The 15,959-nt window shown below is 70.7% G+C and carries 10 protein-coding genes, 1 pseudogene and 1 riboswitch; of the genes and pseudogenes, 6 read left to right on the forward strand and 5 right to left on the reverse strand.

The genetic code is table 11. The features are described 5' to 3' along the window. The first annotated feature begins 4 nt into the window (after positions 1 to 4). Positions 5 to 1,576, forward strand: a complete 1,572-nt coding sequence (locus ACFYW7_RS30560; RefSeq protein WP_389508252.1) for an NADH-quinone oxidoreductase subunit M — start codon at positions 5 to 7, stop codon at positions 1,574 to 1,576. Continuing rightward, on the forward strand, positions 1,573 to 3,231 hold the full coding sequence (nuoN, locus tag ACFYW7_RS30565; protein ID WP_389508254.1) for an NADH-quinone oxidoreductase subunit NuoN: 1,659 nt from the start codon (positions 1,573 to 1,575) through the stop codon (positions 3,229 to 3,231). The genes ACFYW7_RS30560 and nuoN overlap by 4 nt, the downstream gene beginning before the upstream one ends. A gap of 60 nt (positions 3,232 to 3,291) precedes the next feature. Here nuoN and ACFYW7_RS30570 read toward each other — a convergent pair whose 3' ends face one another. Beyond that, a complete protein-coding gene (locus tag ACFYW7_RS30570) occupies positions 3,292 to 3,897 on the reverse strand; it encodes a hypothetical protein (protein ID WP_389508256.1) in 606 nt (201 codons plus the stop codon). A gap of 345 nt (positions 3,898 to 4,242) precedes the next feature. Here ACFYW7_RS30570 and recQ point away from each other — a divergent pair, with 345 nt between their 5' ends. Continuing rightward, the gene (gene recQ, locus ACFYW7_RS30575) at positions 4,243 to 6,309 is read left to right on the forward strand and encodes a DNA helicase RecQ (RefSeq protein ID WP_389508588.1); all 2,067 of its coding nucleotides are present in this window, start codon (positions 4,243 to 4,245) and stop codon (positions 6,307 to 6,309) included. A gap of 156 nt (positions 6,310 to 6,465) precedes the next feature. On the opposite strand, the gene fahA is transcribed toward recQ, so the two are convergent. Beyond that, positions 6,466 to 7,695: a fumarylacetoacetase gene (fahA, locus tag ACFYW7_RS30580; RefSeq protein ID WP_389508258.1), complete on the reverse strand. Its 1,230-nt coding sequence runs from the start codon at positions 7,693 to 7,695 to the stop codon at positions 6,466 to 6,468. Positions 7,696 to 7,923: 228 nt separating this feature from the next. On the opposite strand from fahA, the gene ACFYW7_RS30585 reads away from it, so the two are divergent. Next, positions 7,924 to 9,195 carry an ATP-grasp domain-containing protein gene (locus tag ACFYW7_RS30585; RefSeq protein WP_389508260.1) on the forward strand — a complete coding sequence of 424 codons (1,272 nt, stop codon included), beginning with the start codon at positions 7,924 to 7,926 and terminating at the stop codon, positions 9,193 to 9,195. Between the two features lie 27 nt (positions 9,196 to 9,222). After that, on the forward strand, positions 9,223 to 10,458 hold the full coding sequence (locus ACFYW7_RS30590) for an FAD-dependent oxidoreductase (protein ID WP_389508262.1): 1,236 nt from the start codon (positions 9,223 to 9,225) through the stop codon (positions 10,456 to 10,458). A 57-nt stretch (positions 10,459 to 10,515) separates the two neighbouring features. On the opposite strand, the gene ACFYW7_RS30595 is transcribed toward ACFYW7_RS30590, so the two are convergent. Next, positions 10,516 to 11,463 (reverse strand): hypothetical protein, encoded by a 948-nt coding sequence (locus ACFYW7_RS30595; protein ID WP_389508264.1) that lies wholly within the window; start codon positions 11,461 to 11,463, stop codon positions 10,516 to 10,518. Between the two features lie 347 nt (positions 11,464 to 11,810). On the opposite strand from ACFYW7_RS30595, the gene ACFYW7_RS30600 reads away from it, so the two are divergent. Then, complete coding sequence (locus ACFYW7_RS30600; RefSeq protein ID WP_389508266.1) at positions 11,811 to 12,620, forward strand: HAD family hydrolase; 810 nt, start codon at positions 11,811 to 11,813, stop codon at positions 12,618 to 12,620. A 123-nt stretch (positions 12,621 to 12,743) separates the two neighbouring features. Here the strand turns inward: ACFYW7_RS30600 and ACFYW7_RS30605 are convergent, their stop codons facing one another. Both ACFYW7_RS30605 and ACFYW7_RS30610 read right to left on the reverse strand, forming a co-directional pair. Continuing rightward, the gene (locus tag ACFYW7_RS30605; RefSeq protein ID WP_389508268.1) at positions 12,744 to 13,514 is read right to left on the reverse strand and encodes a transglycosylase SLT domain-containing protein; all 771 of its coding nucleotides are present in this window, start codon (positions 13,512 to 13,514) and stop codon (positions 12,744 to 12,746) included. Between the two features lie 3 nt (positions 13,515 to 13,517). Further along, positions 13,518 to 13,678, reverse strand: a riboswitch (cyclic di-AMP (ydaO/yuaA leader). Between the two features lie 444 nt (positions 13,679 to 14,122). After that, positions 14,123 to 15,674 (reverse strand): annotated as a pseudogene (locus ACFYW7_RS30610) (CocE/NonD family hydrolase). Positions 15,675 to 15,959: the final 285 nt, after the last annotated feature.

Genomic DNA, 15,959 nt, shown 5'->3' on the forward strand with positions numbered 1-15,959 from the left:
ACCGATGTCCTTTCCTCTGCTGACAGCGACGGCGGCGCTCCCGGCCCTCGGGGCGATCGCCACGGCCGCCGTGCCGGCCGCACGGCGCGTCGCCGCCAAGTGGCTGGCGCTGCTCGTGTCCCTCGGCACCCTGGCGCTCGCCGCGGTCACCCTGGTGCGCTTCGACCCCGGTGGTGACCGCTACCAGCTCACCGAGTCCCACCCCTGGATCGCGGACTTCGGGGTGCGCTACGAACTGGGCGTGGACGGCATCGGGGTGGCGCTCGTCGCGCTCACCGCGCTGCTGATGCCGTTCGTGATCCTGGCGGGCTGGCACGACGCCGACCCGCAGGAGACCGGCAGCAAGCGCTGGCGGCCGACCCAGGGCTTCTTCGCCCTGATCCTGGCCGTCGAGGCGATGGTGATCATCTCCTTCGAGGCCACCGACGTCTTCCTCTTCTACATCTTCTTCGAAGCCATGCTGATCCCGATGTACTTCCTCATCGGCGGCTTCGGGGACCGTGCCCACGAGCACGGGGACGAGGCGGCGGCCACCCAACGCTCGTACGCCGCGGTGAAGTTCCTCCTGTACAACCTGGTCGGCGGTCTGATTATGCTGGCGGCCGTGATCGGCCTCTACGTGGTGGCCGGGAACTTCTCGCTCCAGGAGATCGTCCAGGCCCGGGCCGACGGGTCGCTGCACATGGCGACGAACACCGAGCGGTGGCTCTTCCTCGGCTTCTTCTTCGCCTTCGCGGTGAAGGCGCCCCTGTGGCCGCTGCACACCTGGCTGCCCAACGCCATGGGTGAGGCCACCGCGCCGGTCGCCGTGCTGATCACGGCGGTCGTCGACAAGGTCGGCACCTTCGCGATGCTCCGCTTCTGCCTCCAGCTCTTCCCGGAGGCGAGCAAGTGGGCGACGCCCGCGATCCTCGTCCTGGCGTTGATCAGCATCATCTACGGGGCGCTGCTGGCGGTCGGACAGCGGGACATCAAGCGACTGGTCGCCTACGCGTCGATCTCGCACTTCGGGTTCATCATCCTGGGCATCTTCGCGATGACCAGTCAGGGCCAGTCGGGCGCGACGCTCTACATGGTCAACCACGGGATCTCGACCGCCGCCCTGATGCTGGTGGCGGGCTTCCTGATCTCGCGGCGCGGCTCGCGTCTGATCGCCGACTACGGAGGGGTGCAGAAGGTCGCCCCGGTGCTCGCGGGCACCTTCCTGATCGGCGGCCTCGCGACCCTCTCGCTCCCGGGTCTCGCGCCCTTCGTGAGTGAATTCCTGGTCCTGGTAGGCACGTTCGCGCGCTACCCGGCCGTCGGCATCATCGCCACCTTCGGCATCGTCCTCGCCGCGCTCTACACCCTCGTCCTGTACCAGCGGACGATGACGGGCCCGGTCAAGGCGGAGGTGGCCGAGATGCCGGACCTCAGGGTGCGCGAGCTCCTGGTGGTCGCCCCGCTGATCGTTCTGCTGATCTTCCTGGGCGTCTACCCGAAGCCGGTCACCGACATCGTCAACCCGGCGGTCAAGCAGACCATGTCAGACGTACACGAGACGGACCCCCAGCCCGAGGTGGAGGCGGCCAAGTGAGCGCATCAGCCGTCCACAGCCTGTGGACAACGGCGGCAGCCGCGACCGAGCCGATCTCCAAGATCGACGCACCGAAGATCGAATATGGGCAATTGTCGCCCACTTTGATCGTTCTCGGTGCGGCCGTCATCGGGGTGCTGGTCGAGGCCTTCGTGCCGCGCAAGTCGCGTTACTACACACAAGTGTTCGTCGCCGTCGTCGCGCTCGCCGCGGCGTTCGCCGCGGTCGTCGCGCTCGCGGCGGGCGGATACGGCACCACGAAGGCGCACATCGCCGCGATGGGCGCGATCGCGGTCGACGGACCGTCCCTGTTCCTGCAGGGAACGATCCTGCTGGCCGGTCTGCTCGGCGTGTTCACCTTCGCCGAGCGGCGCCTCGACCCGGAGGCCCACGGGAACCGGGTCGACTCCTTCGCCGCGCAGGCCGCTTCGGTGCCCGGCAGCGACAGCGAGAAGGCCGCCGTGAAGGCCGGCTTCACCACCACCGAGGTGTTCCCGCTGCTGCTCTTCGCGATCAGCGGCATGCTCGTCTTCCCGTCGGCCAACGACCTGCTGACACTGTTCATCGCGCTGGAGGTCTTCTCCCTCCCGCTGTACCTCCTGTGCGCCGTGGCCCGCCGCAAGCGGCTCATGTCGCAGGAAGCGGCGGTCAAGTACTTCCTGCTCGGTGCCTTCGCCTCCGCGTTCACCCTCTTCGGCATCGCCCTGCTGTACGGCTACGCGGGCTCGGTGTCGTACGCGGACATCGCGCATGTCGTCGACGGCACGGTCACCAACATCGACCCGGCGCTCGCCGGCACCATGGGCAACGACGTACTGCTGCTCATCGGCACCGCCCTGGTCGTCATGGGGCTGCTCTTCAAGGTCGGCGCGGTGCCCTTCCACATGTGGACGCCGGACGTCTACCAGGGCGCCCCCACTCCGGTCACCGGCTTCATGGCGGCGGCGACGAAGGTGGCCGCGTTCGGCGCGCTGCTGCGCCTGCTGTACGTCGTCCTGCCGGGCCTGCGATGGGACTGGCGGCCGGTCATGTGGGCGGTGGCGGTCGTCACCATGCTGGGCGGTGCGATCGTCGCCATCACCCAGACCGACATCAAGCGACTGCTGGCGTACTCGTCGATCGCGCACGCCGGATTCATCCTCGCGGGTGTCATCGCGACCTCGCCGGACGGGGTCTCGTCGGTGCTCTTCTACCTGGCCTCGTACTCCTTCGTCACGATCGGTGCCTTCGCCGTCGTCACGCTGGTACGGGACGCGGGCGGCGAGGCCACGCACCTGTCCAAGTGGGCGGGACTCGGACGCAGGTCACCGCTGGTGGCCGCGGTGTTCGCGATCTTCCTGCTGGCCTTCGCGGGCATCCCGCTGACCTCCGGATTCGCCGGGAAGTTCGCCGTGTTCAAGGCGGCGGCCGAGGGCGGCGCCGGCGCGCTGGTCGTGGTCGGTGTGATCTCGTCCGCCATCGCGGCGTTCTTCTACATCCGCGTGATCGTGCTGATGTTCTTCAGCGAGCCGAAGCCGGAGGGGCCGACGGTCGCCGTGCCGTCGCCGCTGACGATGACGGCCATCGCCTTCGGCGTGGCGGTCACGCTGGTGCTGGGTGTGGCGCCGCAGTACTTCCTGGACCTGGCGAGCCAGGCCGGGGTCTTCGTGCGCTGAGCAGGGCCTCGCGCGGCTCGGGCCCCACTCCCCCCAGGGGGAGTGGGGCCCGAGCCGTTCTCAGTGGGTGGCGGAGTGTGCGCCGGAGTGGGCCGCGTGCGACGGGCCGGGGCGGACCGGGGCGGCCGGGCACTTCACCCGGGGATTCCACCGGTCGAACAGCCCCTCGGGATTGTGCTTCCAGAGCCAGACGTGCAGGTCGTAGTGGACCGGCATGCCGGGGTAGTGCCCGGGCATCGGGCCTTCGAACTTCTGGCCGCCGAACATCGAGGGCCGGTCGCCGGACGTCCTCGGGTTCTGGTCGGCGTCCACCACGATCCACTCCACTCCGGCGAGCCTGCGCCGTCCGTCCTTCCCGTCCTCGAAGAGGAGGGCCGCGGGCTTCGCCGGGTCGAGCGAGCCGTAGCGGGACTCGTTGAAGTAGTGGTAACCCATGGCGCCGTGGCCAGCGGGGTCCGCGGAGCACTGATGGGGGACGTACCCGTCGGCGAGGGCGGCCTTCTCGTCGAGGTACCGGGCACTGGCCGCGTAGGCCCTGGCCAGGTCCCGCGCGGCCTTCGGGTCGACCGGGCCGGACGCGGCCGGGGCGGGAGCGGTGGCGAGGGCGAGCGCCGCGGTAGCGGCTGTCACGAGGGTGATGACGGTCCTGAGAGGGCGCTGGGACATGCGAGGACTCCTGAAGGCGCGAGTGGGGGCGGCCGTGACGGCGCCGGTTCCGTCGGCTGCGGGTCCGTCGTCCCGCCCGAGCAGCATGTCCCTCGGGCCCGGAGGGCCGCTATGTGAGCGGGGCCAACGGGCTGAACGCGGCGGGGCCGGGCCGTCCGACGGGCCGAGTCGTCCGGCGGATGGGGCGGGGCCGGTCGCCGACGCCGGCCGAAGGCCGTCCGGCCGTTGATCGGCCGATGCGTAGGGAAGCCGGTCCCTCGCAGCCTGTGGACAACTCTCGGACTGTCGGCGCTGACCCCTATCGTGGACGCAGTGGTCGAGGCGCGACGTACGGGGGACAGGATGATGGGCGGGACGGGTGTGATGACCGAAGCGGACGCGACGGAGACGCTGGGTGAGAGCGAGGCGCTGGCCACCCTCCACCGGGTCTTCGGATACGACGCCTTCCGCGGTGAGCAGGAAGCGATCATCGAGCACGTGGTGGCGGGCGGTGACGCCGTCGTCCTGATGCCGACCGGTGGCGGCAAGTCCCTCTGCTACCAGATTCCGTCCCTGGTCAGACCGGGCACGGGCGTTGTGGTCTCCCCGCTCATCGCGCTCATGCAGGACCAGGTGGACGCCCTGCGGGCGCTGGGCGTGCGCGCCGGGTTCATGAACTCCACGCAGGACTTCGACGAGCGGCGTCTGGTCGAGGCGGAACTCCTGGCCGGAGAGCTCGACCTGCTCTACCTCGCCCCGGAGCGGCTGCGGCTGGACAACACACTGAACCTGCTGTCCCGCGCGAAGATCTCCGTCTTCGCGATCGACGAGGCGCACTGCGTGGCCCAGTGGGGTCACGACTTCCGCCCCGACTACCTGGCGCTCTCGCTGCTCGGCGAGCGCTGGCCGGACGTTCCCCGTCTCGCGCTGACGGCCACGGCCACGCGCGCGACGCACAAGGAGATCACGCAGCGCCTGGGCATGCCCACGGCCCGCCATTTCGAGGCGAGCTTCGACCGCCCCAACATCCAGTACCGGATCGTTCCCAAGGTCGACCCGAAGAAGCAGTTGCTGTCCTTCCTGCGCGAGGAGCACGCGGGCGACGCGGGCATCGTCTACTGCCTCTCGCGCAACTCGGTGGAGAAGACAGCCGAGTTCCTGTCCCGCAACGGCGTCGAGGCGGTGCCGTACCACGCGGGCCTGGACGCGGGCACCCGCGCCACCCATCAGTCACGCTTCCTGCGGGAGGAGGGCCTGGTGGTGGTCGCGACGATCGCCTTCGGCATGGGCATCGACAAACCGGACGTCAGGTTCGTCGCCCACCTCGACCTGCCCAAGTCGGTCGAGGGCTACTACCAGGAGACGGGCCGCGCCGGCCGTGACGGACAGCCGTCCACCGCCTGGATGGCGTACGGCCTTCAGGACGTGGTCCAACAGCGCAAGATGATCCAGGGTTCCGAGGGCGACGAGGCGTTCCGGCGGCGGGCGGCGGCCCACCTGGACTCGATGCTCGCCCTGTGCGAGACGGTCGAGTGCAGGCGCTCCCAGCTGCTCGCGTACTTCGGCCAGGACCCGAACACCCCGGCCTGCGGCAACTGCGACACCTGCCTGGCGCCCCCGGAGACCTGGGACGGCACGGTCGCGGCGCAGAAGCTGCTGTCCACGGTGGTACGGCTCCAGCGCGAGCGGGGGCAGAAGTTCGGCGCCGGGCAGATCGTCGACATCCTGCTGGGGCGGCGGAGCGCCAAGGTGATCCAGTTCGACCACGACCAGCTGTCCGTCTTCGGTATCGGCGAGGAGCTGGCCGAGTCCGAATGGCGGGGCGTCGTACGGCAGTTGCTGGCCCAGGGGCTGATCGCGGTCGAGGGCGAGTACGGCACGCTGGTGCTGACCGACGCCAGCGGGACCGTGCTGCGGCGCGAACGGGATGTGCCGCTGCGCAAGGAGCCCCCGAAGCCGACCGTGGCCCGGTCCTCGGGCGCCAAGGGCGAGCGCAAGGCCAAGACGGCCGCGGCCGAACTCCCCGCCGAGCTCGTTCCCGCGTTCGAGGCGCTGCGCGCGTGGCGGGCGGAGCAGGCGCGCGAGCAGGGCGTCCCGGCGTACGTGATCTTCCACGACGCCACGCTGAGGGAGATCGCCACCGTGTGGCCCACGTCCGTGAAGGACCTGGGCGGCATCAGCGGGGTGGGCGAGAAGAAGCTGGCGACGTACGGGGAGGGCGTGATCACGGTGCTGGCCGCGCTGGGCGACGGCTCGCCCGCGGTCACCGGAGCCGCCGCCCCGGCCCCGTCGACCGCTCCGTCGGGACCGGGCGCTCCGGTCGCCGCGACCCGTTCGGTCGCCCCGGTCACGGGGACCGCGGCCCCCGGTGAGTGGCCCGACCTGGACTGGCCCGAGATGGACCAGGAGCCGGAGCCCGAGGACTGGATGTAGAGGACCGGAAGCCGCGGACGGCCTTCGCGGGCGTTCGTGCTGTCGTCGGGTGAAGGTGCGGCGGGCGGGTCCGGTGGGGCGCCCCGGGGCGTCGGCGGTCCGCTTCCGCGGGGTCACGGTGGTCAGGATCCCGACCACCGTGACGCGGACCTCGTCCTACTGGGGGACGGCCTGCGTGATGCGGCCCCGCACCTCGCCGAGACCCACCCGGGTGCCGCCCGGCCCGGGGGCCCAGGCCGTCAGGGTGACCTCGTCGCCGTCCTCCAGGAAGGTGCGCTTGCCGTCGGGGAGTTCGAGGGCGTCGCGGCCGTTCCAGGTGAGTTCGAGCAGGGAGCCGCGCTCGCCCTCGGACGCGCCGCTGACGGTTCCGGAGCCGTAGAGGTCACCGGTGCGCAGGGAGGCGCCGTTGACCGTCATGTGGGCGAGCTGCTGGGCGGCCGTCCAGTACATGGTGGAGAAGGGGGGCTCGGAGACGACGTGGCCGTTGATGGCGACGGAGATCCAGAGGTCGTAGCCGCCCGGGTCCTCTGAGGCGTCGTCGAGATAGGGGAGCAGGGGGTGCGTGCGGGCGGGGGCCGCCACACGGGCGTCGTCCAGGGCGTCCAGCGGGGTGATCCACGCCGACACGGAGGTGGCGAACGACTTGCCGAGGAAGGGTCCGAGGGGGACGTACTCCCACGCCTGGATGTCGCGCGCCGACCAGTCGTTGAGGAGGCAGAGCCCGAAGACGTGGTCGCGGTAGTCGCTCAGGCGTACCGGCCGGCCCATCTCCGAGGGGGTGCCGACCACGAAGCCGACCTCCGCCTCGATGTCCAGGCGGACCGACGGGCCGAAGACCGGGGCGGCGTCGGCGGGGGCCTTGCGCTGGCCCGAAGGGCGTACGACGTCCGTGCCGGAGACCACGATCGTGCCTGACCGGCCGTGATAGCCGATGGGCAGGTGCTTCCAGTTGGGGGTGAGGGAGTCGGCGGCGTCGGGGCGGAAGATCTGGCCGACGTTCCGGGCGTGGTTCTCGGAGGCGTAGAAGTCGACGTAGTCCGCGACGGTGAACGGGAGGTGCAGCGTCACCCCGGAGAGGGGGTGGAGATGGGGAGCCAGGGTCTCCCGGTGGGCCGGGACGGTCACCCAGGCCGTCAGCGCGCGCCGGACGTCGGACCAGGCGGTGCGGCCCGCGGCGAGCAACGGATCGAGGGTCGGCTGCGCGAGCAGCCCGGCGTACGGGGAGCCGAGCGCCCGGGCCGCGGCGCCCGCGTCGAGCACGTGGTCGCCGAGCCGTACGCCGACGCGCCGTTCGGGGCCGCCGTCCGGTCCGGTCAGGGAGAACACGCCGTACGGCAGGTTGTGCGGGCCGAAGGGATCGCCCTCGGGGACATCGAAGGGGGGCATCGGTTGGTGCCTCGCTTTCGGATTCGTACTCGCCATGTGATCCATGCGTTCCACGCGTTTCATGTGGTCGGGGCACACGTTACGGGGGAGTGACCATGCTGTGGCAGTGCCTAAAGAGTTTGCAATGTCCGAATTGGCCTTGTCGGATGTGGCAATTCCGGCTTAGCGTCCTTTGGGGGACACGGACGGGGTGGGTCCGGTCCGTAGGGGGGACATGTGGGGGGACCCATGGCCAGGAGCTCCAGGAGTGTGCCGGCCGACGTCGACCGGGAAGTTCCGGGCCTCATAGTGAAGTTCGGCGACTATCCGCTGCACCACGGCGGTGTGGGCGCCATACGGAGTCTGGGGCGGCTCGGCATACCGATGTATGCCATCACCGAGGACCGTTACACACCGGCCGCGAGTTCGCGCTATCTGCGCCGCGCCTTCGTCTGGCCGACCACCGGGACGGAGGAACCCGAGCGGCTGGTCGAGGGACTGCTGTGCATCGGTCGGCGCATCGGCCGTCCGACGGTTCTCGTCCCGACGGACGAGGAGGCCGCCGTCCTGATCGCGGAGCACCAGGAGGAGCTGGCCGGCCCCTTCCTCTTCCCGCGGGTGGACGCCAAGCTGCCACGTCGGCTGGCCAGCAAGCAGGGGCTGCACGAACTGTGCCTGGAGCACGGTATCCCCACCCCGGCGGCGGCCTTTCCGCAGTCGTACGACGAGATAGAGGCCTTCGCCGAGAAGGCCCGCTTCCCGCTCGTCGCCAAGAACCGCGAGGCGTTCGTCCGCCGCAGCCGGCCCGCCGTCAGCGGCACGACGAGGATCGCGACCCGTGAGGGGCTGCTCGCGCTCGCCCGGGACTGGGGCGCGCGGCCGGGAGTGATCCTCCAGGAGTACCTGCCGAGGGAGGAGGCGGAGGACTGGATCGTGCACGCGTACTTCGACGCGGACTCGACGCCGCTCGCGATGTTCACGGGGGTGAAGGTCCGTTCGTGGCCGCCGCACGCGGGCATGACGGCGAACGCGTACGTCGTGGACAATCCGGAACTCGCGGACCTGGCCGCACGTTTCATCAAGCAGATCGGCTTCAGCGGAATCATCGACCTCGACCTGCGTTTCGACCGCCGTGACGGTCAGTACAAGCTCCTCGACTTCAACCCACGCATGGGCGCGCAGTTCCGGCTCTTCGAGAACGAGTCGGGGATCGACGTCGTCCGTGCCATGCACGCGGACCTGACCGGGCGCGGTGTTCCGGAGGGGGAACAACGGGCCGGTCACCGGTACATCGTGGAGAACATCGACCTGCCGGCCCTGCTCGCCTACCGGCGCAGCGGCTACACGACACCGCACGCGCCGGCCCGTGCGAGCGGCACGGAGCTGGCATGGCTAGCGGGTGACGACCTGCGGCCGTTCTTCATGATGCTGGCGCGCTTCGTGCGGCCGGGCGCCAAACACCTGTATCAGCTGTGGCGGACCAACCGCCGTGGCAGCACGAACAGTTCTACCGCGAAGTAGACGTAGTACGTCCTGGGGAGGGACTTCGTGATTCATCCGGTAGCAGTCATCGGTGCGGGGCCGTTCGGGCTGTCCACCGCAGCCCATCTGCGGGCCCGTGGTGTCCCGGTGCGTGTGTTCGGCGAGCCCATGGTGAGCTGGCGCGACCACATGCCCGTGGGAATGCTCCTCAAATCGACTCCGGCCGCCTCCAGCATCGACGCCCCGCAGCGCGGCCACACGCTCGCCGACTACTGCGACGCGGCGGGAAAGCCGCGCCTGGTCACGGACGAGGACATCATCCCGGTCGAGACGTTCATCGCGTACGGCGAGTGGTTCCAGCAGAAGCTCGTGCCCGACCTGGAGCGCGTGCGGGTGGTTTCCGTCGACCGGAAGGGCGGCCGGGAAGGCGGTCACGAGGGGGCGGGCGGGTCCGGTGGGTTCGAGATCAAGCTGGATTCGGGGGAGTCGTTCACCGCGCGGGCGGTCGTGGTGGCCACCGGACTGTCCGGGCTGGCGCATCTGCCGCCCGAGCTTGCGGGGGCGGCGCCGGACGGGCCCACGCCGAGCGGCCCGGTCTCGCACAGCTCGCAGGAGCACGACCTGAGCCGTTTCTCCGGCAAGGACCTGATAGTCGTCGGCGCCGGTCAGTCCGCTCTGGAGACGGCGGCGCTCGCGGCGGAGGCGGGCGCGCAGGTGCGGGTGGTGTCCCGGGGCAAGGGCGCCGTCGACTTCGGAGCGCCGCCGTGGCAGCAGCCCAGGCTGCGCCCGGAGTCGCCGTTCGGGCGCGCCTGGTCCCTGTGGGCGCTGAGCTACTACCCGCAGCCCTACCGCCGGCTGCCCGCCCAGGCCCGGCACTACCTGGTCCGCCGCGTGCTCGGTCCGCTCGGCGCCTGGTGGCTCCGTGACCGTTTCGAGGGCAAGGTCACGGTCCGGGAGGTCCGCCGGATCGTCGGCGCCACGGCCTCCGACGGCAGTCCCGTTCTCACGGTGCAGACGCACGGCGGCCGGGTGGAAGAGCTCTCCGCCGATCACGTCATCGCCGCGACCGGCTACCGCGTCGACCTCGCCGCGATGGACTTCCTCGGGCACGAGCTCCGCGCGGCGCTGGCGGTGAGCCGCGGTACACCGAAGCTGGGGGCGGGGTACCGGTCCTCCGTACCCGGCCTGTACTTCACCGGGCTGCCGGCGGCGGCCTCCTACGGGCCGGTGATGCGCTTCGTGTGCGGGACGGAGTTCGCCTCACCACGGTTGGCCAGGCATCTGGTGGCCGCGCACGGGTGACGGTGCCGGGGCCGATGTCGGTGACGGCACCGGTGGGCGAGGTGGTGGGCGTGGCCGTCAGGACTCCTCCGCGAGGGTCCAGGCGGCCGAGTCCCGGGGTGGGGCGGGGCGGACGGTCCACGCGCCGAGGTCGTCCTCGGACCCGGGGGAGGCCGAGGGGAGCAGGCCTCGGGAGTCCGGTTCGAAGTAGAGGTGGTACGCCCAGAACTCGGGGAGTTCGTGGCCGAGGAGGTCTTCGCCCATGGGCTTGATCTCCTCCGCCGCGAAGCGCTCGTTGATCCTGGCGACGGCCTGCGCGCGGGAGATGCCGAAGCGGGTCACGAGGACGTCGGCCATGGCGCGGAAGTAGTCGAGCCACTCCGCGTCGAGGCGGAGGAGGAACTCCTCCGTCCTCGGCGCGCTCTCGTAGACGGCTCCCTGTTGCCAGGCCATGAAGTCCGCTACGGACTCGGGCGGGTTGGCGGCCCTGGTGGCCTCGATCTCCCATCCGGGGCTGTCCATGTCGAAGACGACGACGGGCAGGTCGCGGCCGAAGATCTCGGTGAGCAGACCGTCGGCGTGCAGGTGGCGGGCGAGGTCGATGACGGCGTCGGAGAAGTGGAGGCGGAGGAGGTCGGACAGGGCGTCCAGTTCTTCCTCCTCTTCCTCCGGGAGATCCATGGTCAGGAAGTCGTATTCACCGTCGAACCAGATGCCCAGTTCCCTGACCTCCTCCCCGTACAAGGGACTTCCCGCCGGGTCCTCCGGGACGTTGCCCAGGGTCTCGAAGCCGTCGAGCAGCCACAGGGCGTAGTTCCAGCGGGCCTCGCCCGGGTCCTCGGGGTAGCTCTCCCGCTCGTACCGGGACTCGGTGTTGTAGCCGATGGCCACGTACGGGTGGCGCTCGTCGCCGTCGATCCGCCAGATCCGGAAGGAGAGGGCGTAGATCTCCGGGCGCAGGGATTCCGGAAAGCGCCGGATCACGGCTTCGGCGGCGGAGCGGAGATGGCGCCGGAACGGGGTCACCGCGCCGGAGGCAAGCGGAGGCCGCGTCGCGGAAGGCTCAAGTGGCATGTTTTTCCCATGACTTGTGGAAAGTGGCGGGCGATTCCCGTCGCGGGCCGGTCTCGGCGGTCACGCTGGGCCGGCGTCGAGGGCTGGCGGCCGCCGAGTTCGCCTGTCACCGGGCGGTGTTGAGGTGTTGTGGTCGGTCGTGTGCGGGAAAGTCGGTGTGGGCGGAAGCGGACGGTGCGTGATCCGAAGCGGTCGCAACGCGCTTACCACCGTACGGTGAACGGCGTTGCTGACGGGATACCGGACGTCGTCCGGTTCACGCCGGGCCCATGTGTCGTTCGATCCGTATTCTTCGGATCATGGCCGCTCCGACTGCATATTCACTCATCGCCACTGACCTGGACGGAACGCTGCTGCGCGGCGACGACACTCTCTCCGACCGGTCGCGGGCCGCGTTGGCGAAGGTGGCCCAGGCGGGTGCCCGGCACCTCGTGGTGACGGGCCGCCCCGCGCCGCGCGTGCGACCGCTGCTCGACGAACTCGGCGGTGAGGGACTGGCGGTGTGCGGACAGGGGGCGCAGCTGTACGACGCCGGGGCGGACCGGATGCTCTGGTCGGTGACCCTGGACAGGGAACTGGCGGAGACGGCGCTCGGCAAGATCGAGGCGGAGGTCGGGATGCTGTACGCGGCGGTCGACCAGGACGGCGTGGACGGGCTGACGCTCATCGAGCCGGGGTACGTGATGCCGCATCCGACCCTGCCGGCGGTGCGGGTGCGGCGGCGGGACGACCTCTGGTCGGAGCCGATCAGCAAGGTGCTGCTCCGTCACCCCTTGTTGTCCGACGACGAGTTGGCGTCGGCGGCGCGAGGAGTGGTCGGCTCGCTCGCGACGGTCACGATGTCCGGGCCCGGCACCGTCGAACTCCAGCCATGCGGGGTGACCAAGGCGACGGGCCTCGCTCTGGCGGCGGCGCATCTGGGGCTCAGCCCCTCGGCGACGCTCGCCTTCGGAGACATGCCCAACGACATCCCGATGTTCGACTGGGCCGCCCGTGGCGTGGCGATGGCCAACGCCCATCCGGAACTGAAGGCGGTGGCCGACGAGGTCACGCTGTCGAACGAGGACGACGGGATCGCGGTCGTCCTGGAGCGCCTCTTCGGCTTCTAGGGGTCGTCGGCCGAGGGGCCCGACGCCGGCGAGTCGGCGTGCGGCGCCCACGACGACGCACCCGTCGGCGGGCCCGGGTACGGGCCGCCGACGGGTGCGGGTGCGATCGGTGCCGCGGTGTGATCAGTAGGCGCCGTTGACGTTGTCGATGGAGCCGTAGGTCTTGGCCGCGTAGTTGCAGGCCGCGGTGATGTTCGCGACCGGGTCGTAGGGGTCCATCGACGTGCCGGGGACGTGGAAGGCCCGGAACGTGGGGTCGATGACCTGGAGCAGGCCCTTGGAGGGGGTGCCCGCGACGGCGTTGGAGTCCCAGTTGTTGATGGCGAGCGGGTTGCCGGACGACTCGCGCATCACGTTGCGGTGGATGCCGTCGTAGCTGCCCGGGATGCCGTGCTGGGCCATGATGTCCAGCGAGTGCTTGATCCAGCCGTCGAGGTCGTTCGTGTACGTCTTGGCGGAGGCCTGGACGGCCGTCGTCGCGGCCTTCTTGGCGACTGCCGGGGTGGCCTTCGCCGTCGTGCCCGCGGCCGTCGGCTTCAGCGTCTTCGTGCCCACGGTCAGCTTCAGGCCCGGGCTGATCAACGCGGGGTTGTCGCCGATGACGGCGCGGTTCGCCTGGTACAGCTTCTTCCAGCCGCCGCTCTCGGGGTGCTTCTGCGCCACCTTGGAGAGGGTGTCACCCGCGACCACCTTGTAGGTGATGAGCTGGACGTTGGGGACCACCGCGGTCTTCGCGGCCTTGGTGACCTGGGGGGCCTGCGCCGGGGTGGCCGCGTGGGCGCCGGTCGCGCTCACGAGCGGGAGGGCGAGGGCTATGCCACCCGTACCGGCGGCGATCATGCCCCGAGTGATGATGTTGGACTTCGTGTGGCGGTGCTTGCCTCGTGCGGGCATGACTGGTGTCCTCTCCGACGCCTGCGAGGTGAGCTGTCGGGTTCGGGCGGGAGATGCCCGGCCGCGTTTTCGGGCGCGGCTTCACCCCAGCCGGTCCGGTGTGTCCGGATCGGCGGCTTACCTGTGGTTCCCCCGCTCCTGCCGTGCGTGGGTGGGTGGGTTTCCGGGCGGCGGCAGGATTCGGCGATCCGCCCGGGATCGACGGAAACGTATGCGAGAGCACATGTCCGGAACAAGGCCAGATTTGGCTTTGAAGATCTATTTCGCCTGTTTAGAGCCAGGGGGAAACGTCCGATTAAGGCGGAATTGAATCCTCAACTTGCCTTTGGTGAACGGGTTGGCGGGGGAGGGGTGCGAGGCGGCGGACCGGTTCGCGGGTGACTCAACTCACGAGGTCGAGGGTCATCAACGCGGCATGCCGGGCAAGTCGGGCATTGCGCCCTTGGGGGTGGGGTGTCGGGACGCCTCAAGGCGCCCGGCGAGCCCCTTGCGGAGGGGTGCGGGCCGCGGGGCGCGTGGCAGGGTCGGACCAGGGCGGGTGACGTCGTGCGCCGAGGGGGCGACGAGAGGGAACTCCCTTACCCGTAAGCCCTGTTCGTCCGGTTCTGTCAGCCGGCCGTGCGCGGGGTCCTCTTCTCCCGGGTCCGGTGGAAGACGACCTCGTCGCCGTCCTTGCGGACGAGCTCGTCGGACAGGACGAAGTCCCGCGCGTCGCACCTGATGGCGGAGGTCGTCTCGACGCGGGCGTCCCACGGCAGGTCCGGGCGGTGCAGCCGGATCGACCAGGTCGAGCGGGCGCGGGCGGACGACGGGTCCGACTCGTCGATCGTGTACGTCTCCCGCGCGTCCTCCGTGTGTTCGAGGCCGTCGGGATGCACGCGGGTGCCGCCGTGGCGCGGGTTCGCCTCGAGGCGCCAGGTGCCCGCGGCCACGTCGCGCAAAACCAGGCGCCGCGGGCGCGGTTCGTCCAGCGTCTCGGAGTCGGTCGCGCCGAGGGGCTCCGCCTCCTCCGGTTCCCCGAACGTGATGGACGGGTCCGACGCCCTTGTCCGTAAGGGGAGTTCGAGGGTGCTGCCGATCGGTTCGAGGGTGAAGCCCGCCGCCGAGCCCGGCCGCGGCCAGATCCAGGGCCAGTACGCCGAGGAGACGCTCAGCCGGATGCGGTGGCCCGCCGGGAACGCGTAGCCGATGGCGGACAGGTCGAACATCACGTTCTCCGTGGTGCCCGGACTCCAGGGGACCGTCCGGTCGCGGTCCCGGCGGGCCGACAGGTTCAGGGCGCCGCGGGTGACGAGGGTGGACGCTCCGTCCGGGGCCACGTCGCACAGGCGGGCGATCACCTGGCCCCCGGGTGGGCCGGACGTCAGCCGCAGTGAGACCCGAGGGCGGCCCAGCACCCAGGTCTCCGCCGGCACCGCGAACTCGAAGCAGGCCGACCGGGCGTCCTCCTCCCGCTGGTCCGGCGGCAGGTCGGCGTCGTCGCCGGAGGGGAGGAGGCGGCCCGCGTCGATCCCCGTGTGCTGAGGGGACCGCACCGGCACCGGGGCACCCTGGAGCGCGTACGCGACCTGGGTCACCGAGGGCGAGGGCCAGGCCGGGCCGCCGACCCGGCGGCCCGCAAGGTCCCCGTGCACGGCCGCCGGGGGGTGCGCGTCCATCACGTACGAACGCAGGAGAGGAGCGGAGAGCGCGCCGGTGTCCTCTTCCCGGAGCCGGTGGTCCCACCAGCGCAGCGTCTCCTGGCGGCTCGGGCGCGGGAGCGGCGATGCGGAGGGAGTCGCAGCCGCCCCAGGCGATCCCGAACATGCCGACCCTGCCGGTGCACCAGGACCGGTCGGCCGGCCAGCCGATCACTTCCACGCCGTCGGCCGGCTCGGTCTCCGAGCACCCGTCCGTCGGCGCGCCCTCCGAGTTGCCGTACCCGCGCGTGTCCACGCGGACGGAGGCGTAACCATGACCGGCGTACCAGGGGTGCCGCTGCCGGTCGCGCGGGGCCGTCCCGTCGGTCGGGCGATGCGGGTGGTACTCCAGGAGCGCCGGCCGGTACGGGGTCCTCGGTCAGCGGAGGCCAGATCCTGGCGTACAGACGGGTGCCGTCCGAGAGGGGGACGAGGACGTCCTCGTGAGTGATCTCGTGGGGAAGGACGTACGGATACGCATGGGCGTCACCTCGGAGGACGGGGTGCATCGTGTGGCGCGGCCGGGGAAGAGAGGAGAGGAGGGGCGCGGGCGGGCCTGGCTCGTTCCGGCGGGGCTGCGGGACGCGGTCAGCCCTTCCGGGGACTTCTCCGTGGGGCGTCGGACACCGGTCCAAATCTACTGATCATGAACATACCGCCGGTGATCCGCATGTGCCCGCGCGTCGGGGTACTCGTCGTTGGGGCGGGCAGGTACATCTCGTGTGCCTTACGGGTGTACTCCCGTATACCTGCTGGCGGAGCGAAG

The organism is Streptomyces sp. NPDC002580, from assembly GCF_042889485.1.
Taxonomy (GTDB): Bacteria; Actinomycetota; Actinomycetes; order Streptomycetales; family Streptomycetaceae; genus Streptomyces.

Excerpts from the sequence above, each read along its gene's own strand:
- ACFYW7_RS30560 (WP_389508252.1), top strand. The coding sequence starts at position 5 with ATGTCCTTTCCTCTGCTGACAGCGACGGCGGCGCTCCCGGCCCTCGGG.
- ACFYW7_RS30570 (WP_389508256.1), bottom strand. The coding sequence starts at position 3,897 with ATGTCCCAGCGCCCTCTCAGGACCGTCATCACCCTCGTGACAGCCGCT.
- recQ (WP_389508588.1), top strand. The coding sequence starts at position 4,243 with ATGGGCGGGACGGGTGTGATGACCGAAGCGGACGCGACGGAGACGCTG.
- fahA (WP_389508258.1), bottom strand. The coding sequence starts at position 7,695 with ATGCCCCCCTTCGATGTCCCCGAGGGCGATCCCTTCGGCCCGCACAAC.
- ACFYW7_RS30585 (WP_389508260.1), top strand. The coding sequence starts at position 7,924 with ATGGCCAGGAGCTCCAGGAGTGTGCCGGCCGACGTCGACCGGGAAGTT.
- ACFYW7_RS30600 (WP_389508266.1), top strand. The coding sequence starts at position 11,811 with ATGGCCGCTCCGACTGCATATTCACTCATCGCCACTGACCTGGACGGA.
- ACFYW7_RS30605 (WP_389508268.1), bottom strand. The coding sequence starts at position 13,514 with ATGCCCGCACGAGGCAAGCACCGCCACACGAAGTCCAACATCATCACT.